This window comes from Mesorhizobium onobrychidis (assembly GCF_024707545.1).
GTDB lineage: Bacteria > Pseudomonadota > Alphaproteobacteria > Rhizobiales > Rhizobiaceae > Mesorhizobium > Mesorhizobium onobrychidis.
In genome coordinates this window covers 1,634,115-1,655,138 of sequence record NZ_CP062229.1, presented here as the reverse complement: position 1 = coordinate 1,655,138, position 21,024 = coordinate 1,634,115, and the positions used below count along the sequence as shown (strand labels likewise).

Below are 21,024 nucleotides of genomic sequence, written 5' to 3'. Positions count from 1 at the left end.
TCTTGCGGCCCGGCCTGATCATGAATGCGGCTCACCTACGATTGGATGCGATGACTCGCTATGTATTGCCGTCAACGGTCGTCTGCCCGGCCGGGTCGCCTTGAGGTCGATGGTTTCGCGGTGGCTCGCGGCACCGTCATTCCCATCGGCGACCAAGAAGCCTTGCTTTGGGTCCATGGCAGTGCGACGGCGATACGCAATAACTGGCGTTATCAGGGAAAGCGCCGCATCCCGGCACCGCTCCGCATCCGCCGTCACGCAGGCTCGACCGACCTGCAGACGTTGGCCACTGAGATTCTCGGCCTGTCGAAAACGAATTGGAACAGCTTCGACCTTTACACCCAGGTACCTGCCACACTTGAAACGTCAGGTCAGATCGCTCGCATCGGACGCTTGATGGAGAATTTCGGGGAGGCAAATTACGACTACCGTCTCTTGATGTGATCGCAGGACGCTCGTAACCAACGGGATTTCCACCGATCAGGACCAGGCCGTGAATGGTGAGATGGTCGGTGAGGAGCGGGATATCGGCGCCGAGTGGAAGGCATTGATCGGAGACCTTTTGGCGGACATCCACGCGCGGCTTGTCGCGAGTGCGGGTCGGAAGGTGCGACCTCAACTGGAATATCGTTGAAAGGACAGCGCAGTAATGGCCAGACCGCCCACCAACGGATACGGATTTCCGTGGAAGCGGACCGACCAATGCCCATGCGGTAGCGGCGCAGAGTTTGGAGCCTGTTGCCTCTCGGTTGGGGGGCGGCCTGCTATGACGATCGGATCGCTTGTGCCGCGTCCACCAAAATCAGGCGAGGCGCAGACGAATTGCTATATGGCGGCCGAACGCGATTGCGGGGGTGGCCTGAGCCGTGAACACTATATCTCGCGTGGACTCATTGACGGGCCCGAGCTGAGAGTACGCGGATTGCCCTGGCAACACGAGGAAGTCGCTCATTATCCGGACAATCTTGTCGCGCGGATACTCTGTCGGCGACATAATTCCGCGTTGTCGCCACTCGATGCTCATGCGATCCGGTTCTTTCTCGCCATCGAGGCGGCGATCGATCATGCGCAGCGACGCTCGCTTTCCCGCCAGAGCAGATATTTCCTTGCCTCCGGACATGCGCTCGAGCTATGGGCGATAAAAACACTAGACTAGCGAGCCTTTACGCGTCGCAGATCGAGTTTCGCACGCCCGAGCAAAGCTTCCGAGACTACCAGCCACCAATAGAACGGATCGTGGCGGAACTCGCTCCGTCGGCACCGCGCAGTCTGATGGCGCTGAGCGTGCCGATCATCCAAGAGGCGCATGAGGGGCCTTTGGCCGGCGTGCCGTTTCGATCGGGCCAATGATCGAAGATGACAAACTGCTTGGGCCTGCTCGTGCGCATGCACGGCATTGCGATGGTGTTCACGATCGATCTCGAAGATGCCGAAGCGTTACCGGACAACGAGATATTGCGCCCGGAAATGACCGACCTGGTTGGTATTGAGCGAACCTCGCGCATATACCTATCGCAGGCAGCGCGGCCGACACACGGCCAAATCGTTCAGATCCGCTCGGGCGCTCCACTAATAAGCAAAACTTAACACCGACTGGGCGTCCGTGGAACCGTCAGTCTCCGCGAAAACCCGGCTCTAAGGCATCTGAATCCTGACGCGCTTCTTACGATTCGGGGCCGGAAGCTGGCCGACGCCCAGCAGCTAAATGCAATCAGCCGCTCCGGTCTCCTGGTGGGTCGCAAACGACGAATTTCGCGCATTCAATTGGTCAAGTTCCTGAGAGCATCCTCGAAATGCGGAGTGCGTAACGATCGGTCATGCCTGACGTAAAATCCGCGAGCGCATGAAGCGCGTCTTCCGAAGTATTTATATTCCTCAGATCAAGTCCCAAAGCTCTGACTAAGTGGCAGGAATGGGCCGTCAATCCTGCCTCCTTCCAGCCGGATCGCCTGAGATCTTCATAGACGGGCAATGTCCCCGTCATCACATTCCATATGATCTTGCGTCCAGAGATTTCTAGCTCGGTCTTCCGGCGGGCTGTAAAGACCTCGTCTTTGGAGACCCTCTTCATCCGCTCGAATAATGATTTCATACTGCAGATTTCTGCAAGTGATCCTGAGAAACTCCCGGCCATGATTGCGGCGTAATTTTCTTTGAATGCCTCCACACAACTCTCGACGGCCTTCCCGATGCTGATAGCACGCAACATCGCGATGTTTTCGGCCTCGGTATATGCGGAAACATCTCTGTTTGGCTTCCCAGCTGCTTCGTATAGTATATCTCTCACGACATCGTACCCCACCTCGCCAGTCGTAAAAGCATCCTCAAGGTCTACGATATTATAACAGATATCGTCTGCCGCCTCGACAACGAACACCAACGGATGACGTCGCCACCACGTTTTATCGCCTTGATTCTCGACCACCAGACCCAGAGTGCTGGCGGCGCTGCGGAACGATTCGAGTTCACTATCGAAGATACCGAACTTCTTGAGACCCACATATCCCGCGGCCATCCCGGATGCTGCGGACTCACGCGTGCATGCTGTGACAGCATATTTCGTGAACGCCCCCAGCGTGGCCTTGGAAAGCCGCATTCCACCATCGTTCCGATACATCTCCAGCCGGCACAAGATTCTGAACCCCTGTGCATTCCCTTCAAAGTGCTTGAAGGCCAGCTGTCTAACGGTCGGGACCTCGCTTATCAGCTCATTTGAACGAGAAAACTGATCGGCAAACCAATCCCCCATAGCCTCCTCGCCAGAGTGACCGAATGGGGGGTTTCCAATGTCGTGCGCGACACATGCCGCCTGCACGATATTTGCGAGGCTGTGCGCCTCGCCGGTCTCGATCTCGTTCTCCTGCTCGAGCCAGTTTCCAATCGCCATCGCCAGCGAGCGGCCTACGCTCGCAACCTCAACGGAGTGGATAAGTCTGTGGTGCACGTGATCGTGCTCATATAGCGGCTGCACTTGCGTCTTATTTGCAAGCCGCCTGAACGGCGCAGAGAATACGATCCGATCGTAATCCTGCACGAAAATGGAGCGATTTGGTTTCGCCTGATAACTAACGTCTCCCAGACGTTCGCTGCTGAGCAAGTGCTCCCAATCCATGAGCATTCCCCTCCCTACCCGAACTCGGCTCGGCAGCATCGAGCCTAAATCATAATATTCTGCACTCGAAAAATTACCTAGAGTTGAACCGTGGTCGCGTACTTCCGCAGATGACTGAGCCAGATATCCCGAAAAAGGGGCCTTAGATTCACCCCCATTTAGTTGGCTCGCTCACTTGTATGGGCTAATCTTTGTCAAGGTGATCTTTCAGTCGTTCCGTCTCCTTGTTCCTCGTTCAGCCGTGGCGCCCATTTGTTCCTGCTTTGGCTCCGGGGTTCATTGGGGCGCCGCGCGCAGTGACGGTCAAGGGTGGGCCTCTGGCCCATCGCGAAGCGACTTGCCCTTGATGGTCACGAGCACGGCGGCAGCGTTACATTGAGGCCGGCAGGTGCCCTGTTCGTAGAGGTCTACAACTTGCAAACCGAGGGGAGCTCGCCATCAGGCGCCCGAAAACGCGCCGCAAGCTTGTATGCGGTTGATCCTCGCGGATCAAAAACCATGATGCAGCCATACGCATCGGCGGCGAAGCTCCGGGCAGTGGGCCCATTCTACAGCGCGGCGTCGTAAGCCATGTGAGCGACCGGGATCACCACCACCTCGGATCGTTATTGGCAGACGCTATTGCAGCTGCCAAACTTCAATGCTCGTCCTGTCGAACGCTCCTCCATGCTTTATACCGGACGCAGGGCTACTCCCGTCGGGATCTCGCCGGTCGTGACAAGTCGCCAGAATGCAATCAGCAGCTTGCGTGCCAAAGCCACGATCATTGTCTTGCGCGTACCGCCACGGCCATCGGCCGTTCTCGCGCAAAACCAGTGCGCCAGCGCGCTGTCCTTTTGGAATTGGAGGAACCGCCAAGCCAATAGGATCATGCCGTAGCGGACGCGAGCGTTGCCGGCCCGCGCAAGACCTTTCTCGCGCCTGCGTTGGCCGCTCTCATCCGGCGCCCCGGTAAGTCCGGCATAGCGGGCGACGGCTCTCCGATCACGCAGGCCGCGTGAGAGAATCTCATTCACCAGCATGTCCGCAGTCTCGATACCGACACCGCTGATCCGCGCAAGAAGGCGAACCATTGCGAGCGGACCCTTCTCCGTGTCCGGAACCACCGAGAGCTGCCGCAACCGCTCCTGTTCGATCTCGTGGATTTGTTCACGCAACAGGTGAAGCCGTCCGAGATTACGGCGCAACTCGGCTCGGCTTCGTTCCGGTAGGGGCATACCTTCCGCGGTATGCAGGGCCTCCAGTTTCTCGGCAGCTTTGCGCAGATTGGGTTTGAAGGCGCGAATGCCGAAGCGAGCGAGGATTGCCTTGATGCGGTTGACGATCCGTGTACGTTCGCGGACGAGATTGTCTCGTTCACGGTTCGGACGGCGGGCCTCCTCCTCATCGATGGTTGGGATGGCTGCCATGCTGCAGTGGCGCTTCTCGCCCCGCAGCCAGCCAAGAAAGGCGCGCATCAACAGTTCGGTATCGAGGCGATCGGTCTTGGCACGCCGATGTTCGCGGGAAACCGCGACGCTCGATGGATGTATGACATAAGCCTCGACAGCGCGCGCCTGGAGCCAGCGCGCCAACCAAAAGCCGTCGCGTCCAGCCTCATAGGCGACAACGATGCGCCGGACTTCACGCCCGGCCTGGATGGCTTCGCTGCGCCAGCGGCGCAACAGCCTGAGCACCGAATCCGGGTCGGCATCGAGCTTCTTGAGAGGGTTACGTTCAAAGCCAGGGACCGTCGCAGCAATGAGCCACTTTGTCTGGCTCATCTCAATCACTGCGACCAACGTGCTGTCTTGATCAAGGGTGGTAAGGGATTTGCTTGCATCAAAGGATGGTGACATGGGGGCGCTCCTTGGGTAGCTGCTCAACAGCGCCGAGGGTGCCACACGCTCGCCGCCGCCCATAGCATCTACAGCGTGCCTGGTGATTGTGGCTGAGACGGCAGGGCGGGAGTATCGGCCAAGCTAGACGGATCGGTGTTCGCGTTGTTGCCCCGTTCGAAAGTAAAGCCATAGGGTCCGATCTCCAGCCGATACCCAGATCCCGCGGCAATCAGCACCAGCAAGATCAGCGCAGTGACCAAGACCAGCCTATTGACGTCCAATTTCGTCACTTGGTTTCATCCCCGAGCGTCTGAAGCCACCAAGGAGTGCGCCGCACGAATGTGCCGTTTTCGTTGACGTAATCATTATTGAACGAACGAAGGGCAGCGATGAGCGCTTCTGATCGACTCATATTGAACCGGCGAGCGGTCTTATCGAGTATGGCCAAGTCGTCTTCGGCGAGACGAAACGAAATGACTTTTTTGCTCATATCAAGAGCGTAAGCGCCATTGGTGAATAAAGGATAAACTTTGTAATACACGAGCGATCGGCGCTGCGGTTGCCGGCTTTGATAGCAATCCTGCGCACGCGAGACGGCAATCGGTCTACCAGCGATCCAGTCTTCGCCTGAGGCGCTGGGCCGAGGTCAAATCATCTTCCGGATCTTCCTCATCCTCATTGAGAGGGTTCATCGAGAGCATGATCATCGCGAACCCATCACGCTGGAGCAGCACCTGCTCGTAGAGGGCAGGCGGTTTGCTGCCCCGCTGCACGTCGATCCATACCCCGGCATCGGTCTCATCGATGTCACTCGGCACTCCCTCCTGATGGGTTCGTCTGCGCAGCAGCGAGTAGGGAGAAACCGGCCGGGCCCGTTCAGCCCAAAGACCCGGGAACTTGGCGTAGTCCCCGTACACACGAAGAACCTTACCTTGATGGGTAATCATCACCGCTACCGGCTCTTCCCTGTAGCGGACATATGAGCGGCTGGCTGCTTCCTTGCTAACATCGTATTTGTTGGCAAGCCGGACCAAGTGGCCAAGATCGGGATCCTTGCTCGCCGCCGCATCCTTTCGGAAAGGCGGCGCTGGCATCAAAATATGCGCCGCGAAGCGGTTGGCTTCGACTTCCATCTTCATACGGCGGTCGGCCTCATTGGCTTTCAACGCTAGCATATCCTGCAACCGGCACAGAAATCGTCCCTCGGCCGACGGGACGTGGGATGGCATGAGGAAATGTCCGAGCTCGTGGGCGATCGTGAAGCGGCGGCGCTTCCGCGGGCTAGCCCGGTTGAACAGGATCGAACCGTTGAACTTGTCGACGGGCGTAATCAGTCCGCCCTCATAGCCGTCGGTTTCAAGCGGGAGGATATCGACAATGTCGAGCTGCCGGGCAAGAGTCTCAATCGGCACCGGAATCGCGAGGCCGGGCTCGTTCTTGAGAATCTCCAGAACAAGTTTTTCCGGAGTGGCCGCATCGGCTAGATCGATTCGGCTAACCGTCATGATTTCCGACTGGCTTTCAGGCGTTCCATCAGTAGCGCGATGGTTTCACGATCGCTCGGCGAGAGTTCGGTGAGGTTGCGGTACATTGCCACCAATGCAGGATCTTCTTCTGGCGCTTGCGGGTTTTCTCCCACTAGGTCGGCAACACCCACCCTATAAAAATCGGCCAGGCTCTTGATGAGCGTCAATGACGGGTTCTTGCTCGCACCTCGCTCAAGATCCCACACATGGGCTTTGGATGCCCCTACGGCGTCGGCTACTTCCTGCAGCGATTTTCCGCTCCGCATTCGCAGTTGCTTCAATTTGACCGCCAATTCCACCTGCAAGTCCTTTCACGAGTCATAGCGGCGCGTCCGCTCTCGCGCCCGCGCCGTCTGCTCACAGCCTACAACACCATAATATGGGACTTGACGCAACCGTCCGTAAGATTTATCTGTACGATATTGTCGACACGTCAACTAATGGAGCACTTGATGGGCAAAAATCAACATGTCGTACCTCGCAACGGTCAGTGGGCAGTTCGCGGCGCCGGAAATAGTCGGGCCACCTCCGTACATTCCACCCAAGCTGGCGCTATCGGCGCGGCGCGCGACATCGCCATCAACCAGCGCAGCGAAGTCGTCACTCACCGCCCGAATGGCCAGATCCGTGACTCCAACTCCTACGGCAACGATCCGTATCCGCCGAAAGGCTAAACCCTAAAAGGACCCCTGCAATGAACGATCAGCCACGATTTCCTGGGGTCCTTGGACCCGCCGAGCCCTTCCTCAATCCCCTGGACGCAATCCTGGCCGACCTGGCCATCAGCGTCCAGCTGCCCGCAGGCCTGCATGCCAAGACCGGCGCCCGCTACGAAGCAATCCGCAAGCACGTCGAGCGCCCCGGAAGTCCGCTCTACGGCCGAGTCTTGTGCTTCTACCCGCAGGGTTCAATGACGATCGACGCCACGATTTCGACGCGGGGAACCGACGACGAGTACGATCTTGATGTCGTGGTCGAACTCGACGTGCCCGAGGAGATGTCGCCCGAGGAGGTCCTTGACCTTCTCGAAAGCGCCGTCGCCGACTACCCAGTGCAGGCGGTCGAGCGCCAGAGCCGCTGCATAACACTGCGCTACGCCGACAACATGCATGTTGACCTGACCCCGTCCCGCCGCCTCGCGACCGCGAAGGATCGTGAGAGTGTGATTTTCCATGCCAAGCAGAGCGAGCCGCGCCATCTGCACAAGCCGGTGATGATGAACGCCTGGGCGTTCGGTCGTTGGTACAACGCGCGGACGCCGATGGAGGAGCGGTTCGCGCTTGCCTACAACAAGCGGCTTTACGAAGCCGACGGCATCGAATTCATGGCCGATGCCGACGTGCACCTGGTGCCCACACAGACCCCCCTCATCGTCAAGAACACCGCCACGGTGGCGTTGCAGTTAATCAAGCGCTTCCGCAATGTCCTCTACGCATCCACCGCAGGCCGGATCCCGCCGTCGGTGATGCTGTCGTGTCATGCCGGCAAGGCGGCTCTGCCGGGCATGCTGCTCTCCGACATGGTGATCCGGCAGGCGCGCTGGACAGCACGCGCCATCGAGGCGGCATCACGCCAGGGGCAGCTCCTCGATGTCCGCAATCCGGAGTGGGATGAGGATCGGTTCACCGACCGCTGGCCGGAGAACAAGATGCAGCAGGACGCATTTGCCGCCGCCCTGCGCGACCTAGCCGACGGGCTCCAAGCGATCAAGCAGGGAGACGTGCAGTTGGAGGACCTTCAGGACTGGCTGCGCAACCGGTTCGGCGACCGGGTTGTCTCGAAGACGCTTCGGACCTTCAATGACCGGACCGGGCATGCGATCCGTGCTCTTGAGCAGGGTTACACCCGCAAAGGCGGCTTGTTCGTGCCCGCCGCACCGGCGATTATCAGTTCGGTCGCCGCTGCCTCGCCGGTGGCTGCCAGTTCCCACACCAACATGGGGGAACGGCGTTGACCGCCGCCGCCTACACCATCGAGCGCCAGATCGCCGAGATGGCCGACCGTTGGCCGCTGCTGGTACTAGCCACCCGTGAAGGCGCTTCCGCGACATGGCGGGGGCCGTTGCGGCCCCTGCTGCAGACCTTCCAGGTTGAGATCGCGTTCCGGGCCCCTTCCCTCATCGAAAAGCTCGACAACCGCCGCATGCAGCCGCGGGTGAAAATCCTGACTCCGCCGCTGCGGCCACGGCGCGGCGATCCGGAAGGCCAGCTGCCGCACGTCTATTACATCGGCCGCGGCCCGCTCGATGTGGTGCTATGCATGTTCGATCCGGATTCGGATGAATGGTCGCCCTTCATGTCGGTTGCCGAAACTACCGTGCCGTGGACGATTGACTGGCTGACCTCCTATGAAGGCTGGCGCGCCACGCGAACGTGGACCGGCACCGGTAAACAAATCGAACCGCCGCGCCTGGCAGGTGAATAGATGACCTACCTCCCCCCTCGCCGCTCCGATGGCACCGCCCAGAAACGGCGTGCACAGCTCCCTTGGCCGAAGGACCGGCCCTTCCGCATCCTGTCGATCGACGGTGGCGGCATCTGCGGCATCCTGCCCGCAGCGATTCTCGCCGAGCTCGAGCAACGCTTCCTTGGCGGCAAATCGATTGCTGCGTGTTTCGACATGATTGCCGGCACCTCGACCGGCGGCATTGTCGCGCTGGGTCTTTCGCACGGCAAAACGGCGCGCGAGATCCGCGACATCTATGTCGAACGCGGCGGTCTGATTTTTCCGCCGCCCAATGCCGTCCAGCGCGTGTTGCGCAAGGCGCGACGCATCGGCCGCTATGCGTATGACCGCGATAACCTCGAAAGCGAGCTGCTGCGCATTTTCGACGACGCCCCGTTCGGGATGGCCCGCAACCGTCTGGTGATCCCAAGCTTTGAGGGGCGCTATGGCGAGCCGTGGTTGTACAAAACCCCTCACCATCCCGATTACAAAAAGGACCGGTTTGAGCGGATGGTCCGGGTCGGGCTTGCGACGGCGGCGGCGCCGACGTTCTTTCAGGCCCTTCCCAACAACGGCTACACGATGGTCGACGGCGGCCTATGGGCAAACAACCCGACGATGAACGCCCTTGTCGATACGATGGCGTGTTTCGACATCGACCGTGCCAATATCCAGATCCTGAGCCTCGGCTGTGGAGAGACCGCTTTCACGGTCGACGCTGCCAAGTCCAAAGGCGGGATCCTACAATGGCGCGACATCTACTTTGGCTCTATGCGGGCCCAATCACTGAATGCCCTCGGACAAGCGTATCTTCTGGTTGGCAAGGACAACGTGTTGCGAATCGATGCGCCCGAAGCCCCTTCGCCCATTTCCCTCGACGACCACCGCCGGGCAAGAACCGAACTTCCCGCGATGGCCAGGGTTTTAGTTGAAGCGGCAGGGCATCGGGTTGAGCAAATGTTCCTCCATTCACCGACGGATCCGTATGTGCCAGTTCCACTTCAGAGTGAAGTCGACCAGCTCTGATCTTCTATTTTTCTCAAGTTTTCTCAATTAATAATGCGTGTATATAGTAGTGATTCTCTGTTGATTCTTCCGCAACGCATGCTTGGGTGCAAGCGAAATGGGTCGCACGATTGTAGCTTTCGACGGCCCCAGCGGTGTCGGCAAGTCAAGCTTGCTGCCGCAGGTCATCTCCCTATTGGCTGATCGAGGACAGCAGTACAAGCTGTTCAGCAATGTGGAGTCTTCCTCCCTCAACACGCTGATACGTAAACTCGCTAGTGGATTGATCGGATCAAAAGAGTCCGATGTTGGGATTCCGTTTTGCGGTGTGGCGTGCGAGTTTGATGCATGCGCAATGGCATCTCCTACACCGTTTCGGCCAGCGATCGTCAGCGCTTGCAAGCGATCGTCGCGGCCCCTGGAAGCCCGCAGAAGCATGTCTGGCGGGCGCGTATTGTCCTTCTGAGCGGCGATGGTCTGGGCACCTCGGCCATCATGGCCGAGACCGACAAGTCCAAGACCTGTGTCTGGCGCTGGCAGGAGCGGTTCATGCACGAAGGCGTCGATGGACTGCTGCGCGACCGGTCCCGTCCGCCTGGAAAGGCGCCGGTCCCGCCGAAGCATGTCGCCGAGATCGTCCGCCTGACGCAGGCTCCGCCGCCGCATGAGGCGACCCATTGGACGCTGCGCGCGATGGCCAAGGTCGCCGGCATTGCAGCGTCGACGGTGCAGGGTATCTGGAAGGCCCACGGTCTCAGCCCGCATCGCTGGCGGCACTTCAAGCTCTCCAACGACCCGGCCTTCGCCGAGAAGCTGACGACCATCGTTGGCTTGTATGTCGATCCGCCGGCCCATGCCGTGGTGCTGTCGGTCGACGAGAAGTCGCAGATCCAGGCCCTCGACCGAACCCAGCCCGGCCTGCCAATGAAGAAGGGCCGCGCCGGCACGATGACACACGACTACAAGCGGCACGGCACAACGACGCTCTTCGCTGCCCTCAACGTGCTGGACGGCACGGTCATCGCGCAGAACATGCAGCGCCACCGCCATCAGGAATTCATCCGCTTCCTCAACCGCATCGAGCGCGAGGTGCCGGCGGACAAGGCAATCCATGTGATCCTCGACAATTACGCCGCGCACAAAAAAGACAAGGTCCGCGCCTGGCTCGACCGCCACCCGCGCTGGACCTTCCATTTCACCCCAACATCCTGCTCCTGGCTCAACGCCGTCGAGGGCTTCTTCGCCAAACTCACCCGGCGCAGGCTCAAGCACGGCGTCTTCCATTCCGTTGTCGATCTTCAGGCCGCCATCAACCGCTTCATCCGCGAATACAATGCCGAGAACCCGCAACCATTCATCTGGAAAGCCAACCCCGATGATATCATCGCCGCCCGAAACCGCGGGTTCCAAACGTTGGAATCAATCCACTAGCTCCGCAACACCCGGTTTGACTCTCAGCTTGGCGCTTTCCACAGCTCGCGCAGAACTCATCGAAAGTAACATGGAGAACCTTCTGCTCGACAGGTTCGTGCTGTCCAGCCTTGTTTATCAACCCATTTCCGGGGTTGACCAGGGTTTCGTCTACGCAAGCAACGCGCCCTTGCTTGAAGGCGTTACAACAGTTGCTCTCGAGACCACCGCTATGGAGCTTGCCAAACGCAGGCTGTCACGCGGACCCATGCGATCGGATTTCTTTAAGGACCGATTGGATATCGAAACAGAAATATCACTTTTCGCCGAGAGTGCGGAGTTCCTTCGGTCGAAAGGCCACATCGTTATCGCCTTGGATGCCGGAGGAACCATCGAAGCGACAGCGATGAACGCTGTGAATCTAATCACTGGCTTGTGGCCAATGTCATGAATGATCCGCGCATTCTCGGCGCGGAGGGCCGCCTTGACCTGCTGCTCGTAAATTCGCCGTTGAAGGACTACGGCCGCACGCGCCGCGTCAACGACTTCACTCTGCCGACCCTTGGGCTCGGCTACATCGCAACCGTGGCCGCGGAAACAGGCTTCAACGTCGGACTTCTCGACAGCGAAGTGGTAGGGCTTAGTCTGTCTGAGACGGTCGGCATCGTCAACGACGCGCAACCCCGCTGGGCGGGATTCAACCTGCTTGCACCGACGTACGGCCATAGCCGCACAATCCTAGCCGGGTTGGATCCAGGCATTTCTGTGATGTTAGGCGGTCATCAGGCAAAAGCAATGCCCCGGGAAATCCTGGAGGATCATGGCATTCCCCGTATCGACGCACTTGTTGTCGGCGAAGCGGAAACCCGGGTGCCGCTTCTCTTGGCCGATATCGAGTCGCGCAGCAGCCTGCCCTCAATCGGCTGGCGGAACGGTGGCGGACTCACCATGCCCCAGATGCGCGGTGACAAGGCCCTCCTGGCACCGGACATCGATGCTATGCCGTTTCTGGATCGCAAGTATCTGGCGCAAGACCCTTACCCGGACGCCGGCGAACTGGAATCAGCCATGGTCGCTTCACGGGGATGCCCCTTTGATTGCTCGTTCTGCGGCGCCGCAGTAAGCGCGAATCCTGATGTGAGCATCCGCATGCGAAGCCCAGACAATCTTATCGCCGAGATGGCCACGATACGCGATCGATACGGCGTTACCCGCATACGATTTGTCGACGACCTCTTTCTCGCCAACTCCAAAATCATTGTCAGGACGCTCGACGCCTTTGTCCAAGCCAATCTCCCGCTTCGTTGGGACGCGACGGGCCGGATCAACGTCCTCGACAAGGTTCCGAACGACACTATTGATCTTATGGTGGCGTCCGGTTGCCGCGAGGTTGCTCTCGGTATAGAGGCTGGCAGCGACCGACTGCTCAAGCACATCGACAAGAAAATTTCCGTCGCGCAGATCATCCGAGTGGTCACTCGCCTCTGCAGCGCCGGCATTTCGGTGAAGGGCTATTTCATCCTAGGTGTTTGGTCCCGGCATTTGCTGGAGCGGATTGAGTTTGAAGCGTTCCGGTTGTGACGCCCACGCCTTGCAGATGAACTCGTAGGGTGTGAGACCCTTGAGGGTCTTGAGCCTGCGGGCGAAGTTGTAGGCGGCGACGAAGTCGGCGAGATGGGTGCGGAGTTGGTCGTGGCTCTCGTAGTAGAAGCGCTTGACGGTAGCGTCCTTGATAGTCCGGTTCATTCTCTCGACCTGGCCGTTGGTCCACGGATGCCTGGCCTTGGTCGTGCGGTGCTCGATGTCGTTCCTGGCGCAGGCGTATTCGAAGGCGTGAGCGCGGAAGATCTCGCCATTGGCGATTGCCTCCTTGATCAACGGCACCGCCGAGCCACCGGCACCGGGGGTCGTGAACTGGATGCCATTGTCGGTAAGCACGGTATGGATCTTGTAGGGCACGGCCGCGATCAACCGCAGTAGAAAGTCTCTTGATACGGCTGTGGGGCCTTCTCGTGCAACTCGACGAAGGCGAACTTCGAGGTGCGGTCGATGGCGACGAACATGTGCAGCTTGCCCTGCTCGGTCCTGACCTCGGCAATGTCGATGTGGAAGTAGCCGATCGGGTAGCTCTTGAATTTCCTCTTCGCCGGTTTGTCGCCCTCGACATCCGGGAGCCGGCCGATGCCATGGCGTTGCAGGCAGCGATGCAATGAAGACCGCGTCAGCTGCGGGATGGTCGCTTGAAGCGCATAGAGGCAGTCGTCGAGCGGCAGCAGCGTGTAGCGGCGGAAAGCGACAATGACCGCCTCCTCCTCAATCGAGAGCACCGTCGATCTCGGTTCCTTCGGACCAGTTGGTAGATCGGAGACCGAAGCTCGCCCCTTCCACTTCGCAACCGTCTTCTGGTTGATCCCGTAGCGCTTGGCCAGCGTCCTCAGGCTCTCTTGACTATGTTGTATCGCTCGACGGACCGCCTCTGTCGTTGTGGCGCTCCCATGCAGAACTTGGCCCATAGCGCATCCTTTGATTCGGAAGATAAGGATGCCCCATCAAAGCCCGGGATCAAACACCTAGGCTTGCCCACCGAAACCCGCGAAGAACATCGCGCAACATTGGATTTGATCGAAACCCTTTGGTCGGTAACAGAGGGCCTCTCAGGGCGTTTTCGGTGTAGTGCCTTTGAATACAGACCTTATCCTGGCACCCCGGACTGGCTCCGCCTCCTTCGCGCAGGTTATTCGCCGTCTGCAATGCTGGCCTATAGCTCACCCGAGCCACCCGGAGTCCAAGCCGTTGCGGGCCGCGACGAGTTCAATTTCTCGACTGGGATTCAGTTCGGAGAAGTTTCTGTGGACCAGGTTCGAAAGAACTTATACACCATTATGGCCTTACAAAATGCGAGATGATCGAACAGAAGATACTGTTTCTCGGACTGTGCGCCAAAAAGACCGCCGATGGCGGCTTGCATGCACCGCTCGCTCCCACATCCCGCTCGGGCAGTTTCCTAGCCTCTTTGTTGAAAGATTTGCCGCTAGCCGAAATTGCCATCGCGCGCGACAACATCATACCCGGCCCAGTATTTGGACAGAATGGCGTAGAGCGAAATCCGACATGGGCGGAACTGTTGCCATGGCTGCGTGACCATTGGCTCTGGAGAGACGATACGCTAGCAGCGATCGTTGCGTTTGGTACGGAAGCCAAACGCGCATTCGCAGCTCTCGCTGCTGAACGATCACCCAATACCCCGGTCTATTTTTTCCATCATCCCTCTTACGCGTTGCGGCAGCCGAAAATCCGCCGCGCGGAGTATGCGCGCGAGCTTTCGCAAGCGATTGTTGGTACCGATGCTTCGATAGCTGCACAGCTCTAAACCGTGCGGCGCAAAAGCGAACCCTGAAACCGCGTTAAATATCGGCCATCCGTTTCTTCCTCGATCGCGAAGGACGAATGCGGGATCGAGCGCTGCTTGAGGTCTGACGAAGAGCGGTTCCACGTCCCCAGTGGAGCCGTTAATGCAATGCGCCGCCTTCCAGTCGCTCAACGTGAAAGCGGCTCAACCCGAGCGGTCGTCCGTTCAGCCGTGTTAAGGCTTGAGGGGTTGAAGTCGCCTGTTTGGCTGCGAGTTCTGCAATAGGACTAGGTATCGCCACTCGCGCGTTTTCGCAGCACATCAAGCTCCTCGTGCTGGCGATCATTTTCAGCAAGGCGTAAAGCCTCGTCGATGTCGCCGAAGGGATCTTGTCCCAGCGCAAGCTTCGTCTTGATCCGCTGGATCAGGAAACTGCAACGGAATGTCGTGTTCTTTCAAACGGCGCCTTCGATGGCCTCGTGGACAGCGTTAAGGCTTCTTCTGCCGGCCCAACCCCAGCACCGCTCGAGACAGGCTATGCGCGACGAAGCTGCGGCTAGGTTTGTCGTCGATAGCGGCAAGGAGTCGCTCGGCCTCCTCATACCTGTCCAGCAGCAGAAGCGTGTCAGCCCAGCGCCGCCGGTCGAAAGGATCAGGCGAGCGCATCGATTCGTAAGCGAGCAGCGCCAATGGCCCGAACTTGCCGGCATCGATCCTGACTGCCGCGAGGTACATTATCTCCGCTCACTGGCTGCGGTCGTCCTCGAGCAAGAGCGGGGGTTCCGGCAGCTGCGCGACAAGCTCCGCAAATGTGTGGGGCTTGGACCAAGCCCTCTTGCGGGCGAATGTCGCTAGGACCTCATAAGCCTGTGGAATGTTCGCGCCCGCGCCGTTGAGGCGGCGAAGGCGGGGGGAGTAATGCATTGCGGAGCCGTACGCCGATAGCTCTCCTGCCGTGATCCACCCGTTCACACGTTGCCGCCAGTTTACGCCGAACGAACTTAGTCAGACCGCTTCCGCTTAAGGCCCTCTCCTTCTAAGTCGGCACGATCACTCGCTGGGAACGGCAAGGAGGATGCGGTTTTGTGGCTCGACACCAATACGCTAGGCACCTCAGAGGCGAGACAGCGCCCGTGAAGAGTGATGCAATCTCATATCCCCCACGAGGTCTAACTCGTGAGGAAGCAGCTCGCTACATCGGTGTCGGAACAACGCTTTTTGATGAAATGGTTGCCGATGGGCGCATGCCGAAGCCCAAGCGCATCAACAGCCGCGCTGTTTGGGATCGTGTGGCCCTCGACATAGCTTTCACCTCGTTGCCGGATAAAGGTAGCGGTCTTCAAGAACTACTGGAAAGAAGCAAGCGGGACAGAGAAAGAAGAAGATAAATACGCTCGTTGCGTATATGCCGCAGGCGTAGTATGGAGATTGCCTGCGATAGGCATGACATGAACGAGAATGAGAAACTGGCCCAAGAAATCAAAGCCTGGCGGGGCAAGGAAGGGCTCACTGCTGAAGCCGCGGCCAAGGTGCTGGGAATACCGAAGCGCACCTTTGAAGGCATCGAGCAAGGCAGAGGGTTCCCTTACCCGGTGCTCCTGCGCGTTGCCATGGAAAGCAAGGCCGTTTCGCATGATCCGATTCATGAGAAGGTGCATGGTGGTAGGCAACTCCAGCAGAAGCCTCGAAAGAGCGTTTGATGGCTAAACATCCTGACTACCCTGGGGCTTCTTCCCGCGTCGTCAACGGCAAGGAGTACTGGCGCTTTCGTGCAAATCGCCATGCTCGGCAGATCGCCTTGCCCGGACAGCCGGGCGACGAAGCGTTTGAAGCCTGCTACCGACGTGCCGTCGAAGGTTGCATAGGCAAATCGGAAATCATTGACATGCCGGGACGTGTCCTGTCGCGTTCGTTCGGGCACGCAGCACGGCGACTTGAAACCACGATGGAGTGGGCTGACTTCGATCCGGCTACCCAAGCCAAGAACAGCAACTTGATAGAGCGTTTCCTGAATATGCCTGTCGACCCCGAACATGTGCTGACATGGCGCGATGTGCCGGTTGAGTACATGGATCCGACAGGCTTCGCACGATCATCGAAGGTATCTTTAAGACAAACCGCACCGTCGCCAAACACATGCTGGTAGCCGTCAAAAAGCTCCTCTGGGTGGCTATCGAAGTCGAGAAATGGATAAAGCCGCAGGATGATCCATCGTTGTCAATCCGCGTGCGCATACCAAAATCGACCAAGAACCCCGCTTGGCCAATTGCGATCCGAGAAAAGTATGAAGAGAGACATCCGATCGGTACACCCGCTCGGACCTGCTACGCGCTGGGTTTCTGGCTCGGCAACCGACGAGGGGACATCGCTGACCTTGAATGGGATGATCTGGTGACTGAAGAGATCGAATTGTTCGATGGTTCCTTGGCATTGATCGAGGCGTTTGCCTTCCGACAGAAGAAGAATCGTAACCGCCATGGCGGGAGGGAGATGTTCATTCCCGTGGTGGACAAGCTGGCGGCAGCGCTAGACCCACTTGACCGCTCGAAGGGTGGAACCGTCTTGAAGAACGGCTATGGCAACCCGTTTTCAGAGAAGAGCCTGACAGGCATGATGCAGCATTGGGCCCGGCAGGCTGACATTCCTGACGGCTATACGCTGCATGGCCTGCGCCGCACGTTCGGCACCTACCTCGCCGAATGCAACATCCAGGCACGCGCTATAATGGAAGCGATGGGACATTCTTCCATGACGGTGACGGACGATTACGTACGCGAGGCTAACAAAAAAAAGAATTGCAGTCGACATTGCGATGGCGATCAACCGGCGTGAGGAAAAGCGCGATCAGATGAAGCGGCGGCGACTTTGCGGGTCGTGCGGTGAGCCAGAACCTCGAAGCGATTTATGAAAGCGGCTTTCGTCGCTTTCTTCCTCGCCGTGCGTGCCGTGGGCAAAGCGTGGGCAAAAGCCGATTTTTCGCAATAAAATTAATGGTTATGGTGGGCCCTGGTGACCTGCAGATAGTCGCGGAAAAATTCCGTAAGGACAGGTGCAGGGCGAACCCATCCGGTCGCGAGTCGATAGGCGAGGTTCGGCGACTCCCCTGCGAGTGCGGACCAACGCCGACTTTTGGATAGCGGACTTATTGCTGACAAAGGCCTCTACGATCCTTCGAAGTCCTGTCGCGCCTTGCTTATGGACGATCTCAAGCGCCTGACTGTAGTCATATTTTACGAGAGCATAGATATTCACGTCAGTGTCCTCGACGCCGAGTTCGAAGACGAAAAACGCTCCATCTTTCACACCCCCCGATGCAACCTGCAGAATCTGCGGCCAGCGCTTGTGCCCCCTCTTGGAAACCAACCTTTCGGGTCGCGATTGTCTCGATCGTGCTTCGGGTCGTGGAGATGTCGGCGAAGCGGTAGACCCCGTCAGATGCAATTTCCCGAAGAAACTGGAGCAAAAAAATCGTCATGATCGACAGGGAGTTCGGGCTGTGGTTCGAAATCATCGTCACCTCCGACGATGCGCAGGCTCATTCTTGCCAATCGTAAGGACCCAGCTTCTCCATCTGTAAGAAAGCCCATGATTCCCCCTCGCCTTTTTCAGAGCATTCCCCCTTCTCTGTCGAGTAGTCAAAATTCGGCCGATTGCGCCAATAGAGCGGAGACTAATTACTTGGCGGATAGAGGAGCGTGGCCGCAGCTACATCCTTGGGTCGGCTAGAGCACCAGCGCCGAGTTGGTTTGGAAGAATCTGATGAAGTTTGGCATCCCTTCAACTCCCCTCAATTGCGTGGCAGCTTGTGAATTTCCAGCCTGACAGGCCCGCCCCTGTCACAACTCGTGCAAAAAAGCGCGCGCTCGACTGAACTGAACAGAGCGCCTTTGCCATAGCGTTTAATGAGGCCGGTTGGCTTAACCGTTGCATGGTGCGAACAGGATCTGCACCAAGCCCCCGCAACACATGCCACTCGCGAAGATCGCCGAGCGCCACATCGAGGCCGGCGTGAACGCTGCCTTCGATGATGGTCTGCGGTGGGATCTTCACCTCGCCTGGTGTCAGGATTTTCTCCATCACATGTCGACTGTTGTAGTGGATCAGCATCATGCCTGGACGGCGTCGGATGGCGGCCTGCCAAGCCGCCTGACTCACCGTTGAATCGGGAGAACGCGAAATGCTTTCTGACAAAGCCTGCTCCTCGCGATCCCAGACCAAGATCCGAAAATTGTCTTCCTCTGTTTTTTCCATAGCTTCGCCGGCCAGCGCGATTGACGCCGAGCCATGATCCTTGCTGCTCCAGGTCACACTGAAATAAAGAACATATTCCTCTCCCGTCAAGGGCACGCTTGACTCTTTGTTCTCATTTTGTTCACATTAGCAGAGATAGGCCATAGGAGGCGAACCATGGAACTTCGCTTAAACATTGAAGGTGCGGCGCCCGAAGAACTGGCACGCGGTATCGCTGCGGCCGAAGCTGTCTTCGCGCGGACGGCATTACGGCTTTGCAAGGCGCGGAAGGGCTGTTCGCGTTGGAAGGGTGGGATATCAAAGGCTTTCCGGAAGACGACCAGCCAACCGAGGACGAGGACCAAGCTGCGGCAATCTGGATGGAAGCCGACGAGGCTGCGGCGGTGGCATGTTGTGCGGCTGGCCGGAGGAAAAAGTTCCGCACCATCAGGTCATGGAACTGATCAACGTTCCCCGCACGAAGCTGCAAGCCGAGGCGATTCCAGACACCTGGCCAAAACGGAAGCAACTCTACCCTGAGGTCGTCAAGCGGCTGGAGATCACGACCGGTCCGGACCGCCAGATCGATTTCGACATCGCCTTCGTTCTCGGTTGGGTCCCCGAGCGGCCGACGCTGGATCGGGTTGAGCCGCTTTCGGAAGATGGAGACCGTATCCCCTTCTTCCTTGCCCAGCTCGAAGAGATGGCTCGCAAGGCGCTCAAGGACTGGACAATCGAGATTGACCGAGATCCTTGTGATGCCCACGTTTTCGACCCCGCGGCCAGCGATGACGGTGATGAATTGCGCATGGCGGCATGGCGTGATTTCGACGGCTCCTTGCATATGGAGAAGCCGCCGGCAAATCCTGCAATCGCGCTGACGTTGGCAATGATGCGCGGCCAGTCAATGCATTTCGAATAGTGGTCAAACGCAGTCGGGGCTCACCAACGCCATCGGTCATCGACCGCGAGTGGCCACACCAGGTTGCGCTGCCGGATGACCTCTGCACCGACCGGAACTTCACCATGATCGCGAAGTTCTGCCAGGAACGAGGGCTTAAGCACCCAGACGCGGCATGTGCAGGCGATATGGCCGAGTGGCAAATATGAAACCTATCGGCTCCATTGCTTCAGCGATGCCGCATCAGCAGAGATGTTCCTTGATCATTTCGAGGGGCTGATGTTCGATCCGAGGCGGGATCGGGAGAGTGGAAAGGTGCGCGGCGTCTGGCGCCGCACGGGCGAATACACGCCGGTTCTCGATCTCGGTCCGCTCAGCGTGCCAGACACCCTGCGCAGGTAAATCACGAGCTTTCGGGGCGAACTGTCTCCACCGAGAGCGATCCGGCCGGAAGAGGCCGCAACAGCTCGGCCTCAGGCTTTGTTAGATTGATCCAGGCCGCCCAATTCTCCGGCTGAAGGACCACAACCTGCCGATTGTGATATGGCGCGACATCCGGTCCGGGATCGGTCGTCAGCATGGTGAAGGTGGGCGGCTTGTTGCCGACTGCCTCACGCCAAAGCCCTGCGACGACCATGAATGGAGAGCCGTGGAGCGTGAACCGATGTTTTGCCTCGGGTATTTTGTGCCGGTGAATTCGAAGAACGCGGACGCAGGAACGAGGCAGCGTTTGCTATTTCCGAATTGCCGGCCTTCGGAGCGGAAATTGAACACTGGCCCGCCTTTTGGTCCGGCCGGTGGAAATCCGAACGTCATCGATGTCAGTTCGATCGTGTCATCTCCGGCACGCATTATCGGCCCGGGTCGTTGATGCGGACGTCATCTGCCTGTGGCAAATCGAGCTCGGTTTGGTGGCTGGGGATTTGAGCGCCAGTGACGCCATCATCCGGCAATATTCAGCCCAGAGGACATGCTGTTCGTAATCGTTGCACATGGGAGGCTCCGGACCTGGGCGACCTGTTTACAGTAAGGCAATCGAGGCCACGATGAAAAGCGGATCGGCGCTCAACTGAACGGATCCCGCTCACGAGGATGTCTGCCTCTTTTGCGGCCTCGACGAAGGCCCTGCGGGCGTCGCGGGCTTCTTTCAGGCCTTCGAGCACGCCAAGGCAGGCTTTGCGGGCAGCGACATGTTGTTTGCCGGTTACCGCCGGCCATCGGTTCAG

26 protein-coding genes and 3 pseudogenes are annotated in these 21,024 nt (G+C 58.6%); 18 read left to right on the top strand and 11 right to left on the bottom strand.

The genetic code is table 11. The annotated features are described in order from the left end of the window. Nucleotides 1-120 precede the first annotated feature (120 nt). From IHQ72_RS08195 to IHQ72_RS08185, 4 genes and pseudogenes are all read left to right on the top strand, one after another. Nucleotides 121-444, top strand: a complete 324-nt coding sequence (locus IHQ72_RS08195; RefSeq protein ID WP_258121965.1) for an argonaute/piwi family protein — start codon at nt 121-123, stop codon at nt 442-444. A 205-nt stretch (nt 445-649) separates the two neighbouring features. Next, a pseudogene (locus tag IHQ72_RS37020) lies at nt 650-721 on the top strand (hypothetical protein); the annotation flags it as partial. A gap of 45 nt (nt 722-766) precedes the next feature. Continuing rightward, the gene (locus tag IHQ72_RS08190) at nt 767-1,156 is read left to right on the top strand and encodes a hypothetical protein (RefSeq protein ID WP_258121964.1); all 390 of its coding nucleotides are present in this window, start codon (nt 767-769) and stop codon (nt 1,154-1,156) included. A 212-nt stretch (nt 1,157-1,368) separates the two neighbouring features. Then, complete coding sequence (locus IHQ72_RS08185) at nt 1,369-1,587, top strand: hypothetical protein (protein ID WP_258121963.1); 219 nt, start codon at nt 1,369-1,371, stop codon at nt 1,585-1,587. Nucleotides 1,588-1,768: 181 nt separating this feature from the next. On the opposite strand, the gene dgt is transcribed toward IHQ72_RS08185, so the two are convergent. The 6 genes from dgt to IHQ72_RS08155 form a co-directional block, all read right to left on the bottom strand. Further along, on the bottom strand, nt 1,769-3,112 hold the full coding sequence (dgt, locus tag IHQ72_RS08180; RefSeq protein WP_258121962.1) for a dGTP triphosphohydrolase: 1,344 nt from the start codon (nt 3,110-3,112) through the stop codon (nt 1,769-1,771). Nucleotides 3,113-3,783: 671 nt separating this feature from the next. Further along, nucleotides 3,784-4,950, bottom strand: a complete 1,167-nt coding sequence (locus IHQ72_RS08175) for an IS110 family RNA-guided transposase (RefSeq protein WP_441338650.1) — start codon at nt 4,948-4,950, stop codon at nt 3,784-3,786. Nucleotides 4,951-5,018: 68 nt separating this feature from the next. Beyond that, a complete protein-coding gene (locus tag IHQ72_RS08170; RefSeq protein WP_258121961.1) occupies nt 5,019-5,222 on the bottom strand; it encodes a hypothetical protein in 204 nt (67 codons plus the stop codon). Beyond that, on the bottom strand, nt 5,219-5,473 hold the full coding sequence (locus tag IHQ72_RS08165) for a ribbon-helix-helix protein, CopG family (protein WP_258121960.1): 255 nt from the start codon (nt 5,471-5,473) through the stop codon (nt 5,219-5,221). Before IHQ72_RS08165 ends, IHQ72_RS08170 begins: the two co-directional genes overlap by 4 nt. A 64-nt stretch (nt 5,474-5,537) precedes the next feature. Beyond that, a complete protein-coding gene (locus IHQ72_RS08160; RefSeq protein ID WP_258121959.1) occupies nt 5,538-6,437 on the bottom strand; it encodes an ImmA/IrrE family metallo-endopeptidase in 900 nt (299 codons plus the stop codon). Continuing rightward, nucleotides 6,434-6,757, bottom strand: a complete 324-nt coding sequence (locus tag IHQ72_RS08155; RefSeq protein WP_258121958.1) for a helix-turn-helix domain-containing protein — start codon at nt 6,755-6,757, stop codon at nt 6,434-6,436. The genes IHQ72_RS08160 and IHQ72_RS08155 overlap by 4 nt, the downstream gene beginning before the upstream one ends. A gap of 153 nt (nt 6,758-6,910) precedes the next feature. Between IHQ72_RS08155 and IHQ72_RS08150 the strand changes: the two genes are divergently transcribed. From IHQ72_RS08150 to IHQ72_RS08120, 7 genes are all read left to right on the top strand, one after another. After that, complete coding sequence (locus IHQ72_RS08150; protein ID WP_441338644.1) at nt 6,911-7,132, top strand: DUF2188 domain-containing protein; 222 nt, start codon at nt 6,911-6,913, stop codon at nt 7,130-7,132. A gap of 20 nt (nt 7,133-7,152) precedes the next feature. After that, nucleotides 7,153-8,412, top strand: a complete 1,260-nt coding sequence (locus IHQ72_RS08145; protein WP_258121956.1) for a nucleotidyltransferase domain-containing protein — start codon at nt 7,153-7,155, stop codon at nt 8,410-8,412. Further along, nucleotides 8,409-8,882 (top strand): type II CBASS E2 protein, encoded by a 474-nt coding sequence (locus IHQ72_RS08140; RefSeq protein ID WP_258121955.1) that lies wholly within the window; start codon nt 8,409-8,411, stop codon nt 8,880-8,882. Before IHQ72_RS08145 ends, IHQ72_RS08140 begins: the two co-directional genes overlap by 4 nt. Continuing rightward, nucleotides 8,883-9,929: a CBASS cGAMP-activated phospholipase gene (locus tag IHQ72_RS08135; protein WP_258121954.1), complete on the top strand. Its 1,047-nt coding sequence runs from the start codon at nt 8,883-8,885 to the stop codon at nt 9,927-9,929. It begins immediately after the preceding gene. Between the two features lie 327 nt (nt 9,930-10,256). Continuing rightward, nucleotides 10,257-11,339, top strand: coding sequence for an IS630 family transposase (locus tag IHQ72_RS08130; RefSeq protein WP_258121953.1), 1,083 nt, complete (start codon nt 10,257-10,259; stop codon nt 11,337-11,339). Nucleotides 11,340-11,409: 70 nt separating this feature from the next. After that, the gene (locus IHQ72_RS08125; protein WP_258121952.1) at nt 11,410-11,769 is read left to right on the top strand and encodes a hypothetical protein; all 360 of its coding nucleotides are present in this window, start codon (nt 11,410-11,412) and stop codon (nt 11,767-11,769) included. Next, complete coding sequence (locus tag IHQ72_RS08120; protein ID WP_258121951.1) at nt 11,766-12,899, top strand: B12-binding domain-containing radical SAM protein; 1,134 nt, start codon at nt 11,766-11,768, stop codon at nt 12,897-12,899. Before IHQ72_RS08125 ends, IHQ72_RS08120 begins: the two co-directional genes overlap by 4 nt. On the opposite strand, the pseudogene IHQ72_RS08115 reads toward IHQ72_RS08120, so the two are convergent. Continuing rightward, nucleotides 12,840-13,831: pseudogene (locus tag IHQ72_RS08115) on the bottom strand (IS481 family transposase). The gene IHQ72_RS08120 and the pseudogene IHQ72_RS08115 sit on opposite strands and share 60 nt — an antisense overlap. 389 nt (nt 13,832-14,220) lie before the next feature. On the opposite strand from IHQ72_RS08115, the gene IHQ72_RS08110 reads away from it, so the two are divergent. Further along, nucleotides 14,221-14,688 carry a hypothetical protein gene (locus IHQ72_RS08110; RefSeq protein ID WP_258121950.1) on the top strand — a complete coding sequence of 156 codons (468 nt, stop codon included), beginning with the start codon at nt 14,221-14,223 and terminating at the stop codon, nt 14,686-14,688. 468 nt (nt 14,689-15,156) lie between these two features. Here IHQ72_RS08110 and IHQ72_RS08105 read toward each other — a convergent pair whose 3' ends face one another. Beyond that, the gene (locus tag IHQ72_RS08105; RefSeq protein ID WP_258121949.1) at nt 15,157-15,402 is read right to left on the bottom strand and encodes a hypothetical protein; all 246 of its coding nucleotides are present in this window, start codon (nt 15,400-15,402) and stop codon (nt 15,157-15,159) included. Between the two features lie 398 nt (nt 15,403-15,800). Here IHQ72_RS08105 and IHQ72_RS08100 point away from each other — a divergent pair, with 398 nt between their 5' ends. From IHQ72_RS08100 to IHQ72_RS08085, 4 genes are read left to right on the top strand one after another with little or no spacing between them, the layout of a single operon-like run. After that, entirely contained in the window at nt 15,801-16,055 is a 255-nt protein-coding gene (locus IHQ72_RS08100) for a helix-turn-helix transcriptional regulator (RefSeq protein ID WP_083918693.1), read from the top strand. Between the two features lie 60 nt (nt 16,056-16,115). Then, nucleotides 16,116-16,367 carry a helix-turn-helix domain-containing protein gene (locus tag IHQ72_RS08095; protein WP_258121948.1) on the top strand — a complete coding sequence of 84 codons (252 nt, stop codon included), beginning with the start codon at nt 16,116-16,118 and terminating at the stop codon, nt 16,365-16,367. Then, entirely contained in the window at nt 16,367-16,813 is a 447-nt protein-coding gene (locus tag IHQ72_RS08090) for a hypothetical protein (protein WP_258121947.1), read from the top strand. The genes IHQ72_RS08095 and IHQ72_RS08090 overlap by 1 nt, the downstream gene beginning before the upstream one ends. Then, nucleotides 16,804-17,499, top strand: coding sequence for a tyrosine-type recombinase/integrase (locus IHQ72_RS08085; RefSeq protein ID WP_258121946.1), 696 nt, complete (start codon nt 16,804-16,806; stop codon nt 17,497-17,499). The genes IHQ72_RS08090 and IHQ72_RS08085 overlap by 10 nt, the downstream gene beginning before the upstream one ends. Before the next feature lie 945 nt (nt 17,500-18,444). Here the strand turns inward: IHQ72_RS08085 and IHQ72_RS08080 are convergent. Next, on the bottom strand, nt 18,445-19,014 hold the full coding sequence (locus tag IHQ72_RS08080) for a hypothetical protein (protein ID WP_258121945.1): 570 nt from the start codon (nt 19,012-19,014) through the stop codon (nt 18,445-18,447). Between the two features lie 337 nt (nt 19,015-19,351). On the opposite strand from IHQ72_RS08080, the gene IHQ72_RS08075 reads away from it, so the two are divergent. Next, nucleotides 19,352-19,819, top strand: coding sequence for a hypothetical protein (locus IHQ72_RS08075; protein ID WP_258121944.1), 468 nt, complete (start codon nt 19,352-19,354; stop codon nt 19,817-19,819). A 231-nt stretch (nt 19,820-20,050) separates the two neighbouring features. Then, nucleotides 20,051-20,200 carry a hypothetical protein gene (locus IHQ72_RS08070; RefSeq protein WP_258121943.1) on the top strand — a complete coding sequence of 50 codons (150 nt, stop codon included), beginning with the start codon at nt 20,051-20,053 and terminating at the stop codon, nt 20,198-20,200. Nucleotide 20,201: 1 nt separating this feature from the next. Here IHQ72_RS08070 and IHQ72_RS08065 read toward each other — a convergent pair. Together IHQ72_RS08065 and IHQ72_RS08060 are read right to left on the bottom strand one after the other, a co-directional pair. Next, nucleotides 20,202-20,792: pseudogene (locus IHQ72_RS08065) on the bottom strand (SOS response-associated peptidase). After that, nucleotides 20,755-21,024 (bottom strand): DUF982 domain-containing protein, encoded by a 270-nt coding sequence (locus IHQ72_RS08060; protein ID WP_258123775.1) that lies wholly within the window; start codon nt 21,022-21,024, stop codon nt 20,755-20,757. The pseudogene IHQ72_RS08065 and the gene IHQ72_RS08060 overlap by 38 nt, the downstream one beginning before the upstream one ends.

Bases quoted from the DNA above. Each gene is read 5' to 3' on its own strand.
- IHQ72_RS08190 (WP_258121964.1), top strand. From the start codon at position 767: ATGACGATCGGATCGCTTGTGCCGCGTCCACCAAAATCAGGCGAGGCG.
- dgt (WP_258121962.1), bottom strand. From the start codon at position 3,112: ATGGATTGGGAGCACTTGCTCAGCAGCGAACGTCTGGGAGACGTTAGT.
- IHQ72_RS08175 (WP_441338650.1), bottom strand. From the start codon at position 4,950: ATGTCACCATCCTTTGATGCAAGCAAATCCCTTACCACCCTTGATCAA.
- IHQ72_RS08160 (WP_258121959.1), bottom strand. From the start codon at position 6,437: ATGACGGTTAGCCGAATCGATCTAGCCGATGCGGCCACTCCGGAAAAA.
- IHQ72_RS08150 (WP_441338644.1), top strand. From the start codon at position 6,911: ATGGGCAAAAATCAACATGTCGTACCTCGCAACGGTCAGTGGGCAGTT.
- IHQ72_RS08145 (WP_258121956.1), top strand. From the start codon at position 7,153: ATGAACGATCAGCCACGATTTCCTGGGGTCCTTGGACCCGCCGAGCCC.
- IHQ72_RS08135 (WP_258121954.1), top strand. From the start codon at position 8,883: ATGACCTACCTCCCCCCTCGCCGCTCCGATGGCACCGCCCAGAAACGG.
- IHQ72_RS08130 (WP_258121953.1), top strand. From the start codon at position 10,257: ATGCGCAATGGCATCTCCTACACCGTTTCGGCCAGCGATCGTCAGCGC.
- IHQ72_RS08125 (WP_258121952.1), top strand. From the start codon at position 11,410: ATGGAGAACCTTCTGCTCGACAGGTTCGTGCTGTCCAGCCTTGTTTAT.
- IHQ72_RS08120 (WP_258121951.1), top strand. From the start codon at position 11,766: ATGAATGATCCGCGCATTCTCGGCGCGGAGGGCCGCCTTGACCTGCTG.
- IHQ72_RS08110 (WP_258121950.1), top strand. From the start codon at position 14,221: ATGATCGAACAGAAGATACTGTTTCTCGGACTGTGCGCCAAAAAGACC.
- IHQ72_RS08105 (WP_258121949.1), bottom strand. From the start codon at position 15,402: ATGTACCTCGCGGCAGTCAGGATCGATGCCGGCAAGTTCGGGCCATTG.
- IHQ72_RS08095 (WP_258121948.1), top strand. From the start codon at position 16,116: ATGAACGAGAATGAGAAACTGGCCCAAGAAATCAAAGCCTGGCGGGGC.
- IHQ72_RS08090 (WP_258121947.1), top strand. From the start codon at position 16,367: ATGGCTAAACATCCTGACTACCCTGGGGCTTCTTCCCGCGTCGTCAAC.
- IHQ72_RS08085 (WP_258121946.1), top strand. From the start codon at position 16,804: ATGCTGGTAGCCGTCAAAAAGCTCCTCTGGGTGGCTATCGAAGTCGAG.
- IHQ72_RS08075 (WP_258121944.1), top strand. From the start codon at position 19,352: ATGGAACTGATCAACGTTCCCCGCACGAAGCTGCAAGCCGAGGCGATT.
- IHQ72_RS08070 (WP_258121943.1), top strand. From the start codon at position 20,051: ATGTTCCTTGATCATTTCGAGGGGCTGATGTTCGATCCGAGGCGGGAT.